This window comes from Streptomyces sp. NBC_00569, from assembly GCF_036345255.1.
GTDB lineage: Bacteria > Actinomycetota > Actinomycetes > Streptomycetales > Streptomycetaceae > Streptomyces.
In genome coordinates, this window is the sequence record NZ_CP107783.1 from 8,258,431 (window position 1) to 8,275,179 (window position 16,749).

The window sequence follows — 16,749 nt, forward strand, 5'->3', positions numbered from 1 at the left end:
TGGCTACTAGCAACCACAGTGATTGCCTTCATCGATCGCCCGGCTTATGGTCGCAGGATGAGATCGGAACAGATGCGCTATCTGGAGGCGGCGATCCGCCTCGGTTCCCTGCGCAAGGCGGCCACGGAAGTGGGTATCGGGCAACCGACGCTCAGCCAGCAGATCCGACGCCTCGAGGAGGACCTCAACGTCAACCTGTTGATCCGCCGCGCCAACGGGGTCCTCCCCAGCGCCGAGGCCCGGATTCTGCTGCCACACATACGGCAGGTCATCCAGGCCGACCGAGCCCTTCGGGAGGAGGCCGAGCTGATCAACGGGCTGCGCAGCGGCTGCGTCCGCCTGGGCGCGGTCACCACAGCGGGCCAGATCCTGCTGCCCGAAGTGGTCCCGCTCTACCGGAACGCCTTCCCCAGCGTGCGCTTTTCCGTGTGGGAGGCCAGCTCCGCGGCCGTGCGCGACAAGGTGACGAACGGCGAGCTCGACCTCGGACTGGTCGCGGGCCCCAGAGATCCCGACACCGACAGCGGCCTCGTCTCCACCGATCTGATCTCCGACGAAATCGTGCTGTGCGTGCCCCGGGGCCACCCCTTGGCGGACAAGCCGACCGTGAGTGTCCCGGACCTGGAAGGCCAGTCGTGGGTGCTCCCCGCGCGCGGCTACGCCGCGCGACACCTGGCGGATTCCCTGTTCGCGCCAAGCGACCAGAACGTCGTCTACGAGACGACCAACCCACATTCGACCCTGCTCATGGTCGCCGCCAGGGTGGGCATCGCGTTGCTGTCCCGATCCGCGCTCCTCAGCCACCGGGCTGATGAGATCGTGACGCCGGTAACCGACTGGGACCCGCTGCGGTTGACCGTGTCCATGATCGCGCGCGCGGACATGCAGCCGGGGCCCGCAGTGCGAAAGCTCATTGAGGTTCTGCGCAAGGTGAGTGCGGAGCGGTCGCAGGCTGCCCTCCGTCACGCGACCGCACCATCGGCCCGATCGCCGCAGTAGATCACCGGCCGGACGGCCCGCGACGACAGGTTCCCCGGTGAATCGCTCGAGCCAGCTGTGGGCGGCGCCGGCAGTGCGCGGCGAAACATCGCCGACCACGCGTCTCGGACACCACCGCGCGCGACTCGCGACGACGATCGAGTGACTATAGAGGTGTAGGGCAAGGCTCGCAGCGGATCACCAGCTGGGACCTCTGTCGCCACGTCTGGAGGTGGCCCTATGGCGAGGAGCGACCTGACTGCGTCCAGGAGTGATCTGGAGGCGGCACTGATCGAGGCCCTCTTCACCCAGTCGCCCGTGGGACTGCATCTGCTGAACACCGATCTGCACGTCGTGCGCTTCAACACGGCCACTGCCCTGGCCCGGTCCGTGCCCGTCGAGGACATCCTCGGACGACCGTTCACGGAGACATACGGGCTCGTCGAACCCGACGAGATCGAAGCCCTTGTTCGCGGGGTCCTCGTGAGCGGCGTCCCCGCGATCGATCGCATCGTGCGGCTCCGTCCACGAGCCGCCCCTGAGCGCGAGCACCGCTTCGCGGTCTCGGTCTTTCGCCTTCAGAACGACCGGGGGGCGGTGCTCGGCCTGGCCGCGGCGGTGGTCGACGTCACCGAACGCGAACGGGCGCGCCAACGCCTGAATCTCCTTGCCGCGGCGCGCGACAGTGTCGGCCGCACCCTCGACGCAGGGGTTACCTGCCAAGAACTCGCGGACATCGTGGTGCCGGATTTCGCGGACACCGCTGTGGTGGAGGTGGTCGACTCGGCGATGCGCGGCGAGGAACCCCCTCCCGCCCCGCTTCCTGCCGGCGTCCAGCTGCGCCGCGCCGCATTCAGCAGCAGAGTCCCGAATGCCCCGCAAGCCCACCCGGTAGGACACATCCGCGACGTCCCCGGCCCCACCCCTGACACCGAGATCCTGAGCGACCTGCGCCCCCGCGTGGTGCGTTTGCACGCCGACTTGCCGTGGCTGGCCGCCGACCCGACCCGCGCCCAAGCCATACACGCCTCCGGCGCACACACGCTCCTGATCACGCCGATGACACTGCGTGGTGCCGTGCTCGGCCTGATCAGCCTCTACCTCATCGGAGAAGCAGACCCGTACGACGAGGACGACATAGCACTCGCGCTCGACCTGGCCAACCACACCGCCCTGTGCATCGACAACGCTCGCCGGTACACGCGGGAGCACACCATCGCCACGACGCTCGAACGGCGTCTCCTCCCCGACCGCGCCGTCCCCCAGACCGCCCTGGGAACCGCTGGTATGCCCATCCCTTCCGAGGGCGCGGTGGGGTGGTACGACACGATCGCCCTGCCAGGTGCCCGAACTGCCCTGGTTGTCGGCGAGATCGCGGGACAGGGCATCCACGTCACCGCAGCCGTGGGGCAACTGCGCACCGTCGTCCGCTCCCTGGCCGCTTTCGACCTGGAACCCGACGAACTGATCGCGCGTCTGGACGACACGGCAACTCTCCTGGCCGCCGAACGCGCATCACTACCGTCAGGCGACTCCCTCCATCACGAGGTATTCGCGGCCACCTGTACATATGCCATCTACGACCCCTTGGCCCTCACCTGCACGGCCGCCAGTGCCGGCCGCCCGACCTTCGCCATCACCCTCCCCGACGGGACCACCCGGATCCCTGACATCCCGGCCGGTCCACAACTGGGTGCCGTCGACAGGGCACCGTTCGCCGCAAACACCTTCGCGATTCCCGAAGGCGGCATACTGGCCATGGCGAGCCCCTCGACCCTGAGCGCGCTTCCAAGTGATCCGGAGCTCGTCCAGCGCTCACCGGCAGGCGCCGATCAGTCTCTGGAAGAGATCCTCGACGCCATTGTGTCCAGGCTGCTCGCCACCGACGCCGGGTCAAGGGCCGCGGCGGTCCTCCTTGCCCGCCCCCGCGGCTTCCCCAGCGAATGCGTTGCCACCTGGCAGCTCAGCGCCGACCCCACCGCCACAGCCACCGCCCGACACCACGTCCACGCCCAGCTCGCCACCTGGAACATGGATGAGGAAACGGCCTTCAACACCGAACTCATCGTCAGCGAACTCGTCACGAACGCCGTCCGCCACGGCAGCCCCCCGACAGAATTGCGCCTGATCCACGGCCGCACCCTCACCTGCGAGGTACGCGACACCAGCCCTGCTGCACCACATCTTCGCCACGCCCGGACGGTAGACGAGGGGGGTCGTGGGCTGTTCATCGTCGCCCAGATCGCTCAGGTCTGGGGCACTCGCTACAACGCCGACGGCAAAACCGTCTGGACCGAGCAGACGCTCCCCTGATTGCAGCCGGCCCGCCGCATCGCCAGGGCCGCAGTTGGGCTGGAAGGGACGCATTCTGCGTAGCAGTCAGCTCCCTGTTCGGCCGGGTCGGTGGCTGCGGATAGTACTCCAGTTGTAGATCCCGATCTTGGTGTCTGGGCAGTGGTCTGTCGACAGAAGGTTGCATGAGAGCGGCCCTCGGGGGCGGCGTCCACAAGCCGCGTCGGTGGCGAGCACGCTGCCCGACCGTTGGCCCCCTTCGGGCCGGTGCGGGCCGTGGGGCTGCGGCAGACTGGTGCACCCCACGGAGGGTGCGCAGGTGTCAATGGGCCGACCGCCGATGGATCTTGAGGTGTACGTGGAGCGGACACGGAGCGGAGCCGGTTCCTGGACGCCGGCCACCGTGCTGCCTGGGTCGCGGGCGACGAGTCCTACGGCGGCAACCCGCGGCTACGAACCGCACTGGAGGCAAGCTGCACCGGTTAGGTCCTGGCAGTGGCCTGCTCCCACGAAGTCACGGTCAGCGCCGGGAAGTTCCGCGGGGACATCCCGGTCAAGAAGCTGCTCAGACGGGCATGACAGAGGCCCTCCGCCGGGGGCGGCGCGACGGGCCACCGTTCCTACGACTGGGCCGCCATCGACCTCACCGACCCCCGGCCCGCAACTCCTCAACCGTTGGGGACGTTCAGGGCGTCGAGGCGAAGTAACGCGATACGGCAGGACGTGGTGCCCGACGCCATCGCGGCGGACTGAACTCCGGTTCGTGGCGCGTCCAAGGGCAGCGCCTCGGCCCCGGCGGCAGGCCGTTCGAGAGGGCCTTTTTCAGCCAGTGGAACTGACGATGCATCAAATAGGTCAGCCGTCCCGGACTCTTGACTCGTTGTCAGGGCCGCGCCATCCTCGACGGGACCTACGCGCGAGTAAGTTAGCGCGTGCCCGTTCCGGACAGCGAAGGTAGCCCGGATGACCCTCCTCCGCAGACGCAGCCTGTTTGCCGTCGTCGTCGCCCTCCTGCTGGCCCTCGGCTTGGGCTCCCCTCCGGCCGTCGGCGCCGACACCCCCTGGTGGGAGCCCACGGCGCGGCCCGCCGCCGACTCTCAGATCAACGTCACCGGCGAACCCTTCCACGGCACGGACAGCCAGGGCCGGGTCCGCGGCTTCGTCGACGCGCACAATCACCTGATGTCCAACGAGGGCTTCGGCGGCCGCATCATCTGTGGCAAGCCGTTCTCCGAAGCGGGCATCGCCGACGCACTCAAGGACTGTCCCGAGCACTATCCCGACGGCTCGCTCGCCCTCTTCGAGAACGTCACCGGCGGTGCGGACGGTCACCACGACCCGGTGGGCTGGCCGACGTTCAAGGACTGGCCGGCCCACAACTCCCTCAGCCACCAGCAGAATTACTACGCGTGGCTGGAGCGCGCCTGGCGCGGCGGCCAGCGGGTGCTGGTCAACGATTTGGTCACCAACGGCCTGTTGTGCTCGATCTATGTCAGGGACCGCGGCTGCAACGAGATGGACGCCATCCGTCTCGAGGCCCGCAAGTCCTACGAGATGCAGGACTACATCGACAAGATCTACGGCGGAAAGGGCAAGGGCTTCTTCCGTATCGTCACCGACTCGACCCAGGCCCGCCAGGTCGTCGCGGAGGGCAAGCTCGCCGTGGTGCTCGGCGTCGAGACCTCGGAGCCCTTCGGCTGCAAGCAGATCCTCGACGTCCCCCAGTGCAGCCAGGCCGACATCGACAGCGGTCTGGACGAGCTGTACAAGCTGGGTGTGCGCAGCATGTTCCTGTGCCACAAGTTCGACAACGCCCTGTGCGGGGTGCGGATGGACTCCGGCACCATCGGAACGGCCGTGGACATCGGCCAGTTCCTCTCCACCGGCACCTTCTGGAACACGGAGAAGTGCAGCGGTCCGCAGCACGACAACCCCACCGGCAATGCGGCCGCCCCGGCAGAGGTGACCAAGCTGCTCCCCGCAGGCGCCAAGGTGCCCACGTACGACAGCGACGCGCAGTGCAACAAGCGCGGTCTGACCCGCCTCGGTGAGTACGCGGTCAAGGGGCTGATGAAGCGCAACATGATGGTCGAGGTCGACCACATGAGCGTCAAGGCGGCCGGCCGCACCCTGGACCTGCTGGAGTCGGCGGACTACCCCGGCGTGCTCTCCAGCCACAGCTGGATGGACGACGGCTGGCTGGAGCGCGTCTACCGCCTCGGCGGCTTCAAGGCCTCGTACATGTCCAGCGCCGACAGCTTCGCCAAGGAGTCCGCCGGGACCCGGGCGCTGCGCCAGAAGTACGGCGTCGGACTCGGCTACGGCACCGACATGAACGGTGTCGGCGGCTGGCCGGGACCGGTCGGACCCGACGCCCCCAACGCGGTCAAGTACCCCTTCCGCAGCGCCGACGGCGGCTCCGTCATCGACCGGCAGCACACCGGCGAACGCACCTGGGACTTCAACACCGACGGTGCGGCCCATGTCGGCATGGTGCCCGACTGGCTCGAGCAGATGCGCCTCAGCGGCGGCAAGGACACGGTGCAGGACCTGCTCGGCGGCGCGGAGTCCTACCTCCGTACCTGGAAGGCGACCGAACTCCACAAGCCCGCGCCCGACCTCGCCGCCGGTGCCCCGGCGAGCGCCAGCTCGACGGAGTGGAACCCGTTCACCAGCTACGCCGCCGGCCGGGCCGTGGACGGCGACACCGGCACGAGATGGGCGAGCGGCTGGTCGGACGACCAGTGGCTGCGGCTCGATCTGGGCAGCTCCCGTACGGTCGGCAAGGTCTCCCTCGACTGGGAACGGGCCTCTGCGCGGGCCTACCGGATCGAGGTGTCCGACGACGGGACCGCGTGGCGGACCGTGTGGTCCACGGACAGCGGGGACGGGGGCCTGGACAACGCGGTGTTCAGTCCGGTGCAGGCGCGGTACGTACGTATCCACGGCGTGACACGCGAAACCAAGTACGGCTACTCGATCAACGAGGCGGCGGTGTACGGCCGCTGAGCTACTCCCGCACCAACGTCAGGATCTGGTCCGCGACGACGTCCAGCACGTCGCCCGCCTTCTCCTCGTCGCCCAGCACGAGGAAGTTGAGGGTGAGCCCGTCGGTCAGCGCGGCCAGATACCTGGCAGCCGCGGGCTCGGGCACGGTCAGCTCCACGCCCAGGGCCGAGGGGAGTTGACGGAGCACCTTGGTGTGGGCCGCGAGATAGCGCTCGTACTGCCGCCGGGCGAGATGCTCATAGCCGGGCTCCCGCAGGGCGTACTGGGTGAGTTCGTACGTCAGCATGTGCTCGCCCGGATTGGCCAGTACGTGGTCCCAGTACGCCTGGAGCCCGGCGCGGATCGTCTCGCGCAGGGTGGGCCTGCGGGTGAGTGTGGTGAGGACGTCCGACTCGGAGTGCTCGGAGATGGTGTCCATCACCGCTTCGAGCAACTCCTGCTTGGAGTCGAAGCAGTAGTGGAAAACGCTCAGCGAGACGCCCGCCTCCGCCACGACGGACCGCGTGGTGGTCTTCGCGACGCCGTCGCGGGCCATGACCCGGATAGCAGCCTCGACCAGTTGCCTGCGCCGCTGCGCCGACGGCATCCGCCCCATGGTGCCTCCTCCCCTGACCTGCGCAAGCATACGCCGCGGGGGTGCGGCGCAGCGGGCCGCTGTGACGGCCCGCGAGCTCCGCCGAGGGAGTCTCGCGGACACGAAGATGAGGTGCGGCCGTACCGAACGAGTCGCGCTCGAACCCTCGATCGTGGGGATCAGCCGTCCAGGCGGGCGGCCCGAGTCTTCAGGTCTTCCGCGAAATGATCCCGGTCGGGTTCGAAAGAGAGGAGATCGGCCGCTGCCTCGCGCAGCAGTTCAGGATCGTCCCGGGCGCTGCAGGCAGGCCAGCCGGAAGGCGAGATTGCGGGCCCGGACCGGCATGGCCATCCGGTCCTCGGCCAATGCGCCACGCAACGCCGGGAGGATTTCTTCCGGAGTGGCGAACGTGATCTTCTCGATGAAGTGCCGGACCGGGTCCGGGATGCGCGGCGCATCCTCCGCGTACGTCGAACTGATCAATTCTTCTGTCGGCTGCGTCAGTTCAGGCATGATCCATTTTCGTTCACGGGTTGAGCCAGTACGTGGCCACATGGTGGTCGTAGACGGAGTTGGCGAGTCCCTGCTCGATCTCGATCCGTCCATGGGACCGGTGAAGCCCGGCCCCGCGCGCGGTGAAGATCGGTGGCCAAGACATCGTTGGATGACCGCAGTGTCTCGCTGTCGACGCGGTGGCTCAGCGGGTCCCAGCGCGTCCGCACCGGACCGCCCCGGCGTTCCGGGCACGCGGGACCGGCGGACGCGCGGCTGAGTTCGTGGCAGAGCAGGGGGCCGTTCGAGACGCCTCCCGCGGCTCGCCGGTCGCGTCGGTCAGGCGGTCGAGGCTGCGAGTTGGCCGAGGCGGCACGTCGGTCGGCGGGGCCGGAGCGTCAGCTGCGGTGGTCGTCTCCGGGGTGGTGACGTGGCGGCCGCTTCGTGTGCGTCGAGGGCGGTGCGGAGCCGCGATCGCCGGTGGCGCGGGTGAAGGCCTCGAAACGCGGTCGGTCCGACGCCGTGAGGGGAGCGGTCAGGCGGACGTCGACGGCGTGGAGAGGAGCTTCTCCACGTCGAGCGCGCCACCGGCCGCCGCGAACTCGTCGGCCACCGCGGCACGCAGCTCCGCATCCGCGGCGAGGTCCGCGGCCGTGCGCGCGAGTGTCGCGGCCGCGTCGAGAACGGTGCGGTCGGCGGCCTCGCCGGCGACGAGCGCGGCGAAGTCGGTCGTGTGCAGGGCCACACCGGCAGGGGCGATGGCCAGCATCGGATGGATCGCCGGAACGCGGACACTGACGTTGCCGAGATCGGTGGAGCCCTGCGCGGCGTCGGGCGCCGCACTGCCCGGGAGCGCGGTCCGGCCACGGCGTCGGAGGTGCTGTGCGAAGCGGGCCGCGAGCGCGTCGTTGGAGCGAACGGGCAGACAAGGCGGGCAGTCGTCCCAGCGGACCGCGACGCGCGTGCCCGTCATCGCGGCCGCGCCCTCGAAGATGCGCTGGACGCGCTGCGACAGCTCGCCGAGCGCCTCGACCGTCGCGGCGCGCAGGTAGAAGTGCGCGGCGGCGTGCTCGGGCACGACATTGGGCCGGGTACCGCCCTGCGTGATCACTCCGTGCACCCGGTCGGTGGGCGGGATGTGCTGTCGCAGTGCGGAGACTCCCTGATACGCGGCGACCACCGCGTCCAGCGCGTTGACGCCCATGAACGGGGACGCGGAAGCGTGGGCCGCGAGCCCGGTGTACTCGACCACGACCTCGCGCAGCCCGAGGAACGGCGCGTCGGTGAGGTCGGCGCCGGCCAACGGGTGCACCATCACCGCCGCGTCGACCCCCTCGAACGCCCCGGCGCGCGCCATGAGTTCCTTGCCGGTGCCGTTCTCCTCGGCGGGGGTACCGAGGAGCAGTACGGTCGCCCCGATGTCTTCTGCCACGCGGGACAGCGCCAGGAACGCGCCGACGCCGGCCGCGCAGATGATGTTGTGGCCGCAACCGTGTCCTGTCCCGGGCAGGGCGTCGTACTCGGCCAGTACCGCGACGGTCGGGCCCGTGCCGTCTCCGACCTGCGCCCGCAGCGCGGTGGGCAGCCCATGGACGCCGACCTCCGCCTCGATGCCGCGCGCGCCGAGCAGAGCCACGATCCGGGAGACTGCCCGGTGCTCCTCGAAGCCGGGTTCGGGGTCCTCGTGGAGGGCGTGGCTGAGGGCGAGGAGATCAGGACCGTCCTCCTCCACGGCCGCGTCGATCCGCACGCCGAGTTGCTCCGAGGCCCCCTTGTACGGTGACGCCGGTGCGGGAGCGGCGGCCGCCGCTCGGGCCGCCTGGTGGGCGTTGCGTTCCAGGTGGGCCAGGCCCGCCCGGCCGGCCGTCAGGATCTGGTCGTGGGCGCGGTGCATCATGCCTCCACCATCGAGGGAGTGGACGAGAGGGAGTCGGTGCCGCCGTAGTGAAAACGGTGGAAGGGCAAGTGGCCGACGGTGGACCGCCGCATGATGGGTCCAGCCCTCGGATATGGATCCAGCCGGACCCATGGATCGCGACGGTATTGGCACGTCAACGGGCATGTCAATAGGGTTCATCGGGATCCATTTATTCCCTGCTCAACCCTTGACTCGCCCTCACTCGGGCGGAAGGGCCGTGAGGGCAAGGCCCGTCAAGAAGAGGCAGAGGGGGCTTCCGTGAATTATTTGGATCCACTTGGGCCCAAAAAAGGGTCCGGTCTGGCCCCTCTCCACGCCGCTCCACGCTCGCCCCCATACCTCCGGGGTTCCCTGTCCCGGTCAGGAGAGGACCCGGGCGGATCGGCGCCACGGCGTGCGGCCGCCGTGGCCAGTCGCCTCACCAGTCGTGCACGGATCCGTCCCGCAGCTTGTTCACCGGCAGGTACTTGCGCTCGTACGGGAAGCGCTCGGCGGCCTTCTCGTCGAACTCGACGCCGATGCCGGGGCGGTCGCCGGGGTGCATCAGGCCGTCCTCGAACGTCCAGGACGTCTCGAACACCTCCTCGTAGCCCGGGAGATGGGCCATGTACTCCTGCATGCCGAAGTTCGGGATCGACAGGTCGACGTGGAGCGCCGCCGCGAGCGACGCGGGGGAGAGGTCGCCCGCGCCGTGCGAGCCGGAGCGGACCCCGTACAGCTCGGCGAGCGAGAAGATCTTGCGCAGGTGTGTGATGCCGCCCGCGTGCGAGACGGACGTGCGGATGTAGTCGATGAGGCGGTTCGTGATCAGGTACTGGCAGTCCCAGATCGAGTTGAAGATCTCGCCGACCGCGAGCGGTGTCGTGGTGTGCTGCCGGATGAGGCGGAAGGCCTCCTGGTCCTCGGCCGGCGTGGGGTCCTCGATCCAGAACAGGCGGTAGGGCTCGAGGGACTTGCCCAGGCGGCCCGCCTCTATGGGGGTGAGCCGGTGGTGCACGTCGTGCAGCAGGTGGAAGTCGTAGCCGAACCGCTCTCGGACGGCGGACATGTAGGTCGGGACGAAGTCCAAGTAGGCGCCCGTGTCCCAGACCTCCTCGCTGGGCAGCGTCCCGTCGGCCGGCTCGTAGGTGTCGCCGTCGCCCTTGCGCATGCCGTACACCCGCTCCAGACCGGGCACCGCCGCCTGCGCGCGCACCGCGCGGAAGCCCCTGTCGAGGAATCGCTGTACGTCGTCGAGGAGTTCGGGGACCGTGTTGCCGCTGGCGTGGCCGTAGACCGTGACGCCGTCGCGGGCCGCGCCGCCGAGCAGCTGGTACACGGGCAGGCCCGCGACCTTGCCCTTGATGTCCCAGAGGGCGACGTCGACGGCGGCGACGGCCGTCATGGTGACCGGGCCGCGCCGCCAGTAGGCGCCCTTGTACAGGTACTGCCACACCTGCTCGATGCGGGCCGGGTCCTTGCCGATCAGGGTGGGGCAGACGTGGTCGCGCAGGTAGGAGGCGACGGACAGCTCGCGGCCGTTGAGGGTCGCGTCGCCGATGCCGGTGACACCGTCCGAAGTGGTGATCTTCAGGGTGACGTAGTTGCGGCCGGGGCAGGTGACGAAGACCTCGGCCGAGGTGATGGTGGCCATGGGTGCCGTTCTTCTCGATGGGGGAGCGCGGGGTAGGGGGAGGTGCCGGCCGGCGCACGGGTTCGGCGGCCGGAACTTGGATCAGGTGAGCGCGGAACGCAGCGCGGCCTCGACGCCGTGCATGGCGAGCGTGCGCGCGAACTCGCCGACCGCATGAGCGAGTTCGGGGTGATGGGCGACGTCCGGCGGCAGGAGGCCGCCTTCGGAGAGCAGAAGACGGGCCGTGTCGGCGGGACCGCTCGCTCGGGCCGCGAGCTCGGCCAGGCGTTGCCTGGCACCGTCGTGGACCGTGCCGAGCGCGCGCTCGTCGTACGCGTCGTCGGCCGTGATGACGCGCAGGTACGCGGCGAGGCCGAGAGCGAGGACGCGCGGGACGCGCCCCGCCGCCAGCGACTCGGCGAGCACCCCCGCCCAGCGGACCGGGATCTTCAAGGAACCGTCGGAGCCGACCTGCGCGGTGCGGTGGCCGAGCGCGGGATTGGCGAACCGGTCGAGGAGTTCGCCGACGTAGGCCGCGCCCGGCATTCCCTCGGGTTCCGGGACCGTGGGCAGGATCTCCTCCCGCATCGCGAACTCCACCGCGCCGCCCAGGAGCTCGTCCGTCACCGCCTGGTCGATGCAGCGGTGTCCGCGCAGCAGGCCGAGGTAGGCGAGGAGCGAGTGGGCGCCGTTGAGGAGCCGCAGTTTCATCAGCTCGTACGGAGCGACATCGTCGGTGAACAGCGCGCCCGCGTGCTCCCACGCCGGGCGTCCGGCGCGGAAGTCGTCCTGCATGACCCACAGCCGGTACGGCTCGGCGGGCACCGGCACCGTGTCGCGGACGCCGAAGGCGCGGGCGACCAGGTCACGGTGCTCGTCGGTGGTGGCGGGCGCGATCCGGTCGACCATGGTGTTCGGCGTGGTCAGCGAGGTCGCGACGTAGGCCTGCAGCTCGGGGCGTTCCGCGGCGGGCAGCGCGGCGACGAACTCGTCCACGAGGGTGTGCAGTCGGTGCCCGTTGTCCATGAGGTTGTCGCAGCTGAGCACGGTGAGCGGCGACCCGTCGGTGCGGGCCCGGTGCTGGAGCCCGCGCACGATCAGGCCGAGTGCGGTGCGGGGCGGGCCGCCCGCGAGGTCGGCGCGGACCAGCGGGTCGTCGAGGTCGAGGCGGCCGTCTGCGCCGAAGGTGTACCCCTTCTCGGTCACCGTGACGGAGACGATGCGCGTGGTGGAGCTGCCGATCGCGGCGACGACCTCGGCGCCCTGCCCGTCGGCGACGAGGCCCGGATGATGCACCCCGGGCACGGTCGCGGCGACGCCCGCGTCGCGGCGCAGGGTGAGGACGGTATAGAGCCGGTCCTGCTCCGCCATGCCGGTCAGCACCGGGCGCGGACCTCGTGCCGCACTCGTCGAGACACCCGTGATGCCCCAGGGGCCGGGGCTGTGGCGCAGGGCGTCGGCGGTGTAGACGGCCTGGTGGGCCCTGTGGAAGTTGCCCAGGCCCAGATGGACGATGCCGGGTTCGGGGAGGGGCGGGGGCAGCTTCAGACCGGCCACGGGCAGGGCGGTACGGGACAGGCGGGGCAGGGCGGTACGCGAGGGGCGGGGCCATGCGTGCGAGGTCATGGTCAGGCCTCCCGCGCCGGCTCGACCAGGACCTTCATCTGTGACGGGTCGGTCAGCGCGACCTCGAGCGCCTCGGCCGCCCGCTCCAACGGGAAGGCGGAGGTGACCAGTTCAGCCAGCTGGACCCGGCCCGCCAACGCGGCCGCCGCCGCGAAGTCCCCCGCCCCGTACCGGAACGACGTCACCAGCGACAGTTCCTGACGCTGCATCCACGCCAGCGGCAGCTCGGTCAGCGGCCGGCTCGGATTGCCGACGACCACAGCGGTGCCGCCGGGGCGCAGCGCGCGGATCCCCGACACGAGGGCGGGCCCCACGCCGGAGCAGTCGAACACGGCGTCGTAGCCGTCCGGCGAGGCCAGCGCGAGAGCCCGCTCCGGATCGGGCGCGAGGCCGGCCGCGTCCACGGTGTGCAGGCCGAGCCGCGCCGCGAACTCCCGGCGCTCGGCCGCCACATCGGACACCGTCACGGTCCCGGCGCCGGCGGCGGCAGCGACCTGCGCGACCAGCACACCGATCGGCCCCGCCCCCGTGACCAGCACACGCTGACCGGGGGCGAGCGCCGCGCGGCGCACCGCGTGCACGGCGACAGCGAGCGGCTCGATGAGCGCGCCGAGCCGGACGTCCGTCGACGCGGGCAGCGGATGTACGAAGTCCCGCGGCACGCACACGTACTCGGCGAGCGCGCCGTCCGTCGGCGGCGAACCGAAACAGGTGCCCTTCGGGCAGAGGTTGTAGCGCCCGGCCCGGCACAGCGCGCAGGTGCCGCACGGGTGCGCCGGTTCCACGGCCACGGCCGTGCCGTGGGGCAGGTCGTCGGCACCTGCGCCGTGGCCGACGACCACGCCGGCCGGCTCGTGGCCGAGGACGGTCGGCTGCCGCAGGACGTTCGGGCCGTTCTCGCCGTGGGCGTAGTAGTGCAGGTCGGACCCGCACAGTCCGACGGCACGGACGGCGACCAGGACCTGGCCCGGCCCGGGCTCGGGCACCGGGCGGTCCTCGACGCGCACGTCCTTGGGGCCGTGCAGCACGGCGGCGCGATGTATGGACTCGACGGGCTCGACCGACTGGGCCACGGGGCGTCCCTCTCTTTCGTGCGGGGATGGAGCGGGTTGGGGCGGGTTAGCGCACCGGCAGCGGTTCGACGCGCTTGATGACGAACGCGTAGGTGAGGGCGCCGACGACGGACAGGGCGCCGGACACCAGGAGCGGCACCAGGTACGAGCCCCCGGAGGATGCCAGCAGGAATCCGGTGACGATCGGGCCGAGGATCCCCGCCACGTTCGAGGCGAAGTTCTGGATGCCGGCGAGCGAGGCGACATGTCCGGCGGTCGGCGCCACGTCGGCGGGCAGCGACGCCACGGACGCGGTCGAGAAGGTCAGCGAGGCGTAGCTGAGGGAGAGCAAGGCGAGGGCGCCGGACGCGGTCGGCACGACGACGGTGAGCGCGATCACGGACGAGCACAGCGTGCCGGAGACCAGGCAGGTCTTGCGGACCCTGGTGGTCGACCAGCCCTTGCGGAGCAGCCGGTCGGCGGTGAAGCCGCCGAGCAGCGACCCGAAGATGGCGACCAGGCCGGGGACCGTGCCGAAGAAGCCGAGCTTGAGGAGGTCGAAGCCGCGCTCGTCGACGAGGTAGCTGGGGAACCAGGTGATGAAGAAGTAGATGACGTAGTTGAGGCAGAAGAAGCCGAGCATCATGCCCCAGACCGTCCGGTAGCGGAACAGGTCCCGCCAGCGCACCTTGGGCGCGTCCGCATCCTGCGCGGCCGTCTCGTCGGTGTGAGCGCCGCCCGCCTCGATGTAGGCGCGCTCCTCGGCGGTCAGCTTCGGGTGGTCGGCGGGCTCGTGGTAGAGCCGCCACCAGCCGATGATCCACAGAAAGCCGAGCAGGCCGCAGGCGATGAACGCGACCCGCCAGTGGAACGCGGAGACCAGCATCGTCACCAGTGGCAGGGCGATGGCCGTGCCGACGCGCGCGCCGTTGTCCCAGACGCTGTTGGCGAGCGTTCGTTCATGCCGGGGGAACCAGCGGGAGACGGCCTTCGCGGGTGCGGGATATCTGGCGGCCTCACCGGCGCCGAGCAGCATCCGGGCGCCGACGAGCGAGCCGACGCCGCGGACCAGGCCCATCCCGACGGTGGCCACCGACCACCAGACGGCGCCGATCGCGAAGACCCGCTTCACGCCGTACTTGTCCAGGAGTGCCCCGGCGGGCAGTTGGCACAGCGCGTACGTGAAGAAGAAGGCACTGAGGATGAAGCCCTGGGTCTCGGGACCGATGTGCAGGTCGTCCGACATGGACGGCAACGCGACGCTGAGCGTGGAGCGGTCCAGGTAGTTGACGGCGAGGCCGCCGAAGCACAGGACGGCTATGCCCCAGCGGACGTTCTTCCCCCGGCCGCGCGGGCGGGCGGGGAGCGGGGTGCCGGGCGGGGCAGCCGGCGCCTCACTCTCGGTGGCGGAGCGGGTGGTCATCGTTGACCTCCGGTCGAGGGGGACGGGCGGACGTGACGGAAGCGGTTCGCGAGACCGGGGCACAGGAGTGTCCACAGCGGGGACAGGGACACGGGCACGGCCAGGGGGTCGTTGACCTCCGCGTCATTTTCTACCCCCCGTGCGTACTTACATACAAGCCTTGTATGTAAGTAACCTTGCAGCTGAGGTGAGAAAGTGAGCGTCATGGCAGCTCAGCGGCGGGAACCGAGAAAGACGCGACGGGTCGAAGCGGAGACGTCGCGTCCGCGCGAGTCCGTCCGGACTCGGGTGCACGCCCTGCTGCGGGCGCGCATCACCTCCCTCGAGCTCCTGCCGGGCGCGCCCCTGTCGGAGAACGAGCTGGCCGCGGAGCTGGACGTCAGCCGCACCCCGGTGCGCGAGGCACTGATCCTGCTGGCCGAGGAGTCGCTGGTCGACGTCTTCCCCAAGCTCGGTACGTTCGTCTCGCGGATCAGCGTCGACGCCGTACTGGAAGCCCAGTTCATGCGGGAGGCGCTCGAACTGGCGGCGTTGCGCGAGGCGGTGACGAAGTCCGGCGCGCAGGACATCACGGCGCTGCGCGCCATCCTCGAGGCGCAGCGGGCCGCGCTGAAGGCGGGGGACGCGGGCCTGTTCTTCGAGCAGGACGAGGCCTTCCACCGCCGCCTGATGGAGGCGAGCGGGCACCGCACACTGTGGCGCACGGTGGCGACCGCCAAGGCGCACCTCGACCGGGCCCGTCGGCTGAGTCTGCCGCTGCCGCACCGGATCGAGACGCTGGTCGCCGAGCACGCCGCGGTGGTCGACGCCCTGGAACAGCGGGACGCGGCGCGCGCGGAGGGCGCGCTGCGCGGACACCTCCAAGGCGTCTTCGACGACATCGGAACGATCAGGGCAGGCCATCCGGAGCTGTTCGCGGATCCGCATGAGCAGCCGGGCAGCGCCCCGGCCCGCCCACGGGTCCATCCCGGGCTGCGCGCCTGACGTCACTCACTCCGGGGGCGGCTCGTCTGCCGGTCGAGGGGCGAGCGGCCTTGCGCCCGGTTCCCCGGTACCGGTGAGCGGCCTCACCATCCGCAGTCGATGTCGGTCGATCCTCCGTGGAGGACCGGATCGGTGGCCGTGCCCCTGATCCGTAGCGCACCGCTGTCCTGCCCCCAACTCAAGTCGTACGCGCCCGCGCCGACGGGCCGGAAACCGTCGTCGACCGTCCAGGACCCCGACTTGCCCAGCGCCAGGCCGGTGCGCCCCACCGCGTAGGCCTCGCCGTTGCCGATCACGAGGAACGACGTCTCCCGCACCACGGCCGTGCAGCCCCCCGGCCCCGCCGGGCGTAGCACCTGGTAGTCCGCTTCCGAGATCAGGTCGTCCACGGCTCCCCAGCCAGTGCCGAGCACGGCGGTGACGATCAGCAGAACGTTCCCCAGCCGGGCCCGTGGGGCTCGCTTGCGGGGGAGGCCCGAAGCATCCGCCGGGCCACCCGCCCGGGTGAGGGCCCGTCGGAGAACGAACGACATGACCAGGAGAGCCGCACTCACGCCCCAGCCGGGAATCACCCGTCCCTGCACGACCAGCAGGAGACTGCTCCAGCTCGCCACGGCGGCGAGAGCCAGGCTGCCGGTGCCTACTGCGGTGGAGACGGTGGGCGACAGGCTCACGCTGCGCTGCGTACGTTCTTCGGTCATGGCGGGTACGACTCTCCGAACGCGCCGTCAGTTGCGCTGAGAGCCGTGCCGCGGTCCGAACATGTGACGCCGAGTCGGCAGGGCGACG

General features: G+C 70.4%; 13 protein-coding genes and 1 pseudogene. 5 read left to right on the forward strand and 9 right to left on the reverse strand.

The features are described 5' to 3' along the window. The first annotated feature begins 72 nt into the window (after positions 1-72). The 4 genes and pseudogenes from OHO83_RS37205 (at position 73) to OHO83_RS37220 (ending at position 6,279) form a co-directional block, all read left to right on the forward strand. Complete coding sequence (locus tag OHO83_RS37205; protein WP_330280384.1) at positions 73-999, forward strand: LysR family transcriptional regulator; 927 nt, start codon at positions 73-75, stop codon at positions 997-999. 219 nt (positions 1,000-1,218) lie between these two features. After that, a complete protein-coding gene (locus OHO83_RS37210; RefSeq protein WP_330280385.1) occupies positions 1,219-3,291 on the forward strand; it encodes a SpoIIE family protein phosphatase in 2,073 nt (690 codons plus the stop codon). Positions 3,292-3,648: 357 nt separating this feature from the next. Further along, positions 3,649-3,948 (forward strand): annotated as a pseudogene (locus tag OHO83_RS37215) (IS701 family transposase); the annotation flags it as partial. Between the two features lie 285 nt (positions 3,949-4,233). Continuing rightward, a complete protein-coding gene (locus OHO83_RS37220) occupies positions 4,234-6,279 on the forward strand; it encodes a galactose-binding domain-containing protein (RefSeq protein ID WP_330280386.1) in 2,046 nt (681 codons plus the stop codon). Position 6,280: 1 nt separating this feature from the next. On the opposite strand, the gene OHO83_RS37225 is transcribed toward OHO83_RS37220, so the two are convergent. The 8 genes from OHO83_RS37225 to OHO83_RS37260 all read right to left on the reverse strand — a co-directional run bounded on the left by OHO83_RS37225 (position 6,281) and on the right by OHO83_RS37260 (position 14,976). Beyond that, positions 6,281-6,874, reverse strand: a complete 594-nt coding sequence (locus tag OHO83_RS37225; RefSeq protein ID WP_330280387.1) for a TetR/AcrR family transcriptional regulator — start codon at positions 6,872-6,874, stop codon at positions 6,281-6,283. 258 nt (positions 6,875-7,132) lie between these two features. After that, complete coding sequence (locus OHO83_RS37230; protein ID WP_330280388.1) at positions 7,133-7,366, reverse strand: hypothetical protein; 234 nt, start codon at positions 7,364-7,366, stop codon at positions 7,133-7,135. Positions 7,367-7,379: 13 nt separating this feature from the next. Continuing rightward, positions 7,380-7,511, reverse strand: coding sequence for a hypothetical protein (locus OHO83_RS37235; protein WP_329436287.1), 132 nt, complete (start codon positions 7,509-7,511; stop codon positions 7,380-7,382). Between the two features lie 369 nt (positions 7,512-7,880). Then, positions 7,881-9,242, reverse strand: coding sequence for a M20 family metallopeptidase (locus OHO83_RS37240; RefSeq protein ID WP_330280389.1), 1,362 nt, complete (start codon positions 9,240-9,242; stop codon positions 7,881-7,883). A 439-nt stretch (positions 9,243-9,681) separates the two neighbouring features. Beyond that, entirely contained in the window at positions 9,682-10,896 is a 1,215-nt protein-coding gene (gene manD / locus OHO83_RS37245; RefSeq protein ID WP_330280390.1) for a D-mannonate dehydratase ManD, read from the reverse strand. A gap of 81 nt (positions 10,897-10,977) precedes the next feature. Further along, entirely contained in the window at positions 10,978-12,501 is a 1,524-nt protein-coding gene (locus OHO83_RS37250; protein ID WP_330280391.1) for a mannitol dehydrogenase family protein, read from the reverse strand. A gap of 2 nt (positions 12,502-12,503) precedes the next feature. Further along, positions 12,504-13,574 carry an alcohol dehydrogenase catalytic domain-containing protein gene (locus OHO83_RS37255; RefSeq protein ID WP_330280392.1) on the reverse strand — a complete coding sequence of 357 codons (1,071 nt, stop codon included), beginning with the start codon at positions 13,572-13,574 and terminating at the stop codon, positions 12,504-12,506. Between the two features lie 46 nt (positions 13,575-13,620). After that, positions 13,621-14,976, reverse strand: coding sequence for an MFS transporter (locus OHO83_RS37260; RefSeq protein ID WP_330280393.1), 1,356 nt, complete (start codon positions 14,974-14,976; stop codon positions 13,621-13,623). Positions 14,977-15,180: 204 nt separating this feature from the next. Here OHO83_RS37260 and OHO83_RS37265 point away from each other — a divergent pair, with 204 nt between their 5' ends. Then, positions 15,181-15,960, forward strand: coding sequence for a GntR family transcriptional regulator (locus OHO83_RS37265; RefSeq protein ID WP_330280394.1), 780 nt, complete (start codon positions 15,181-15,183; stop codon positions 15,958-15,960). A gap of 83 nt (positions 15,961-16,043) precedes the next feature. Here OHO83_RS37265 and OHO83_RS37270 read toward each other — a convergent pair whose 3' ends face one another. Further along, positions 16,044-16,661, reverse strand: coding sequence for a hypothetical protein (locus OHO83_RS37270; RefSeq protein WP_330280395.1), 618 nt, complete (start codon positions 16,659-16,661; stop codon positions 16,044-16,046). Between the last annotated feature and the right edge of the window lie 88 nt (positions 16,662-16,749).

Excerpts from the sequence above, each read along its gene's own strand:
- OHO83_RS37230 (WP_330280388.1), bottom strand. The coding sequence starts at position 7,366 with ATGCCTGAACTGACGCAGCCGACAGAAGAATTGATCAGTTCGACGTAC.
- OHO83_RS37250 (WP_330280391.1), bottom strand. The coding sequence starts at position 12,501 with ATGACCTCGCACGCATGGCCCCGCCCCTCGCGTACCGCCCTGCCCCGC.
- OHO83_RS37240 (WP_330280389.1), bottom strand. The coding sequence starts at position 9,242 with ATGATGCACCGCGCCCACGACCAGATCCTGACGGCCGGCCGGGCGGGC.
- OHO83_RS37225 (WP_330280387.1), bottom strand. The coding sequence starts at position 6,874 with ATGGGGCGGATGCCGTCGGCGCAGCGGCGCAGGCAACTGGTCGAGGCT.
- OHO83_RS37210 (WP_330280385.1), top strand. The coding sequence starts at position 1,219 with ATGGCGAGGAGCGACCTGACTGCGTCCAGGAGTGATCTGGAGGCGGCA.
- manD (WP_330280390.1), bottom strand. The coding sequence starts at position 10,896 with ATGGCCACCATCACCTCGGCCGAGGTCTTCGTCACCTGCCCCGGCCGC.
- OHO83_RS37270 (WP_330280395.1), bottom strand. The coding sequence starts at position 16,661 with ATGACCGAAGAACGTACGCAGCGCAGCGTGAGCCTGTCGCCCACCGTC.
- OHO83_RS37235 (WP_329436287.1), bottom strand. The coding sequence starts at position 7,511 with ATGTCTTGGCCACCGATCTTCACCGCGCGCGGGGCCGGGCTTCACCGG.
- OHO83_RS37265 (WP_330280394.1), top strand. The coding sequence starts at position 15,181 with ATGGCAGCTCAGCGGCGGGAACCGAGAAAGACGCGACGGGTCGAAGCG.
- OHO83_RS37220 (WP_330280386.1), top strand. The coding sequence starts at position 4,234 with ATGACCCTCCTCCGCAGACGCAGCCTGTTTGCCGTCGTCGTCGCCCTC.
- OHO83_RS37260 (WP_330280393.1), bottom strand. The coding sequence starts at position 14,976 with ATGACCACCCGCTCCGCCACCGAGAGTGAGGCGCCGGCTGCCCCGCCC.
- OHO83_RS37205 (WP_330280384.1), top strand. The coding sequence starts at position 73 with ATGCGCTATCTGGAGGCGGCGATCCGCCTCGGTTCCCTGCGCAAGGCG.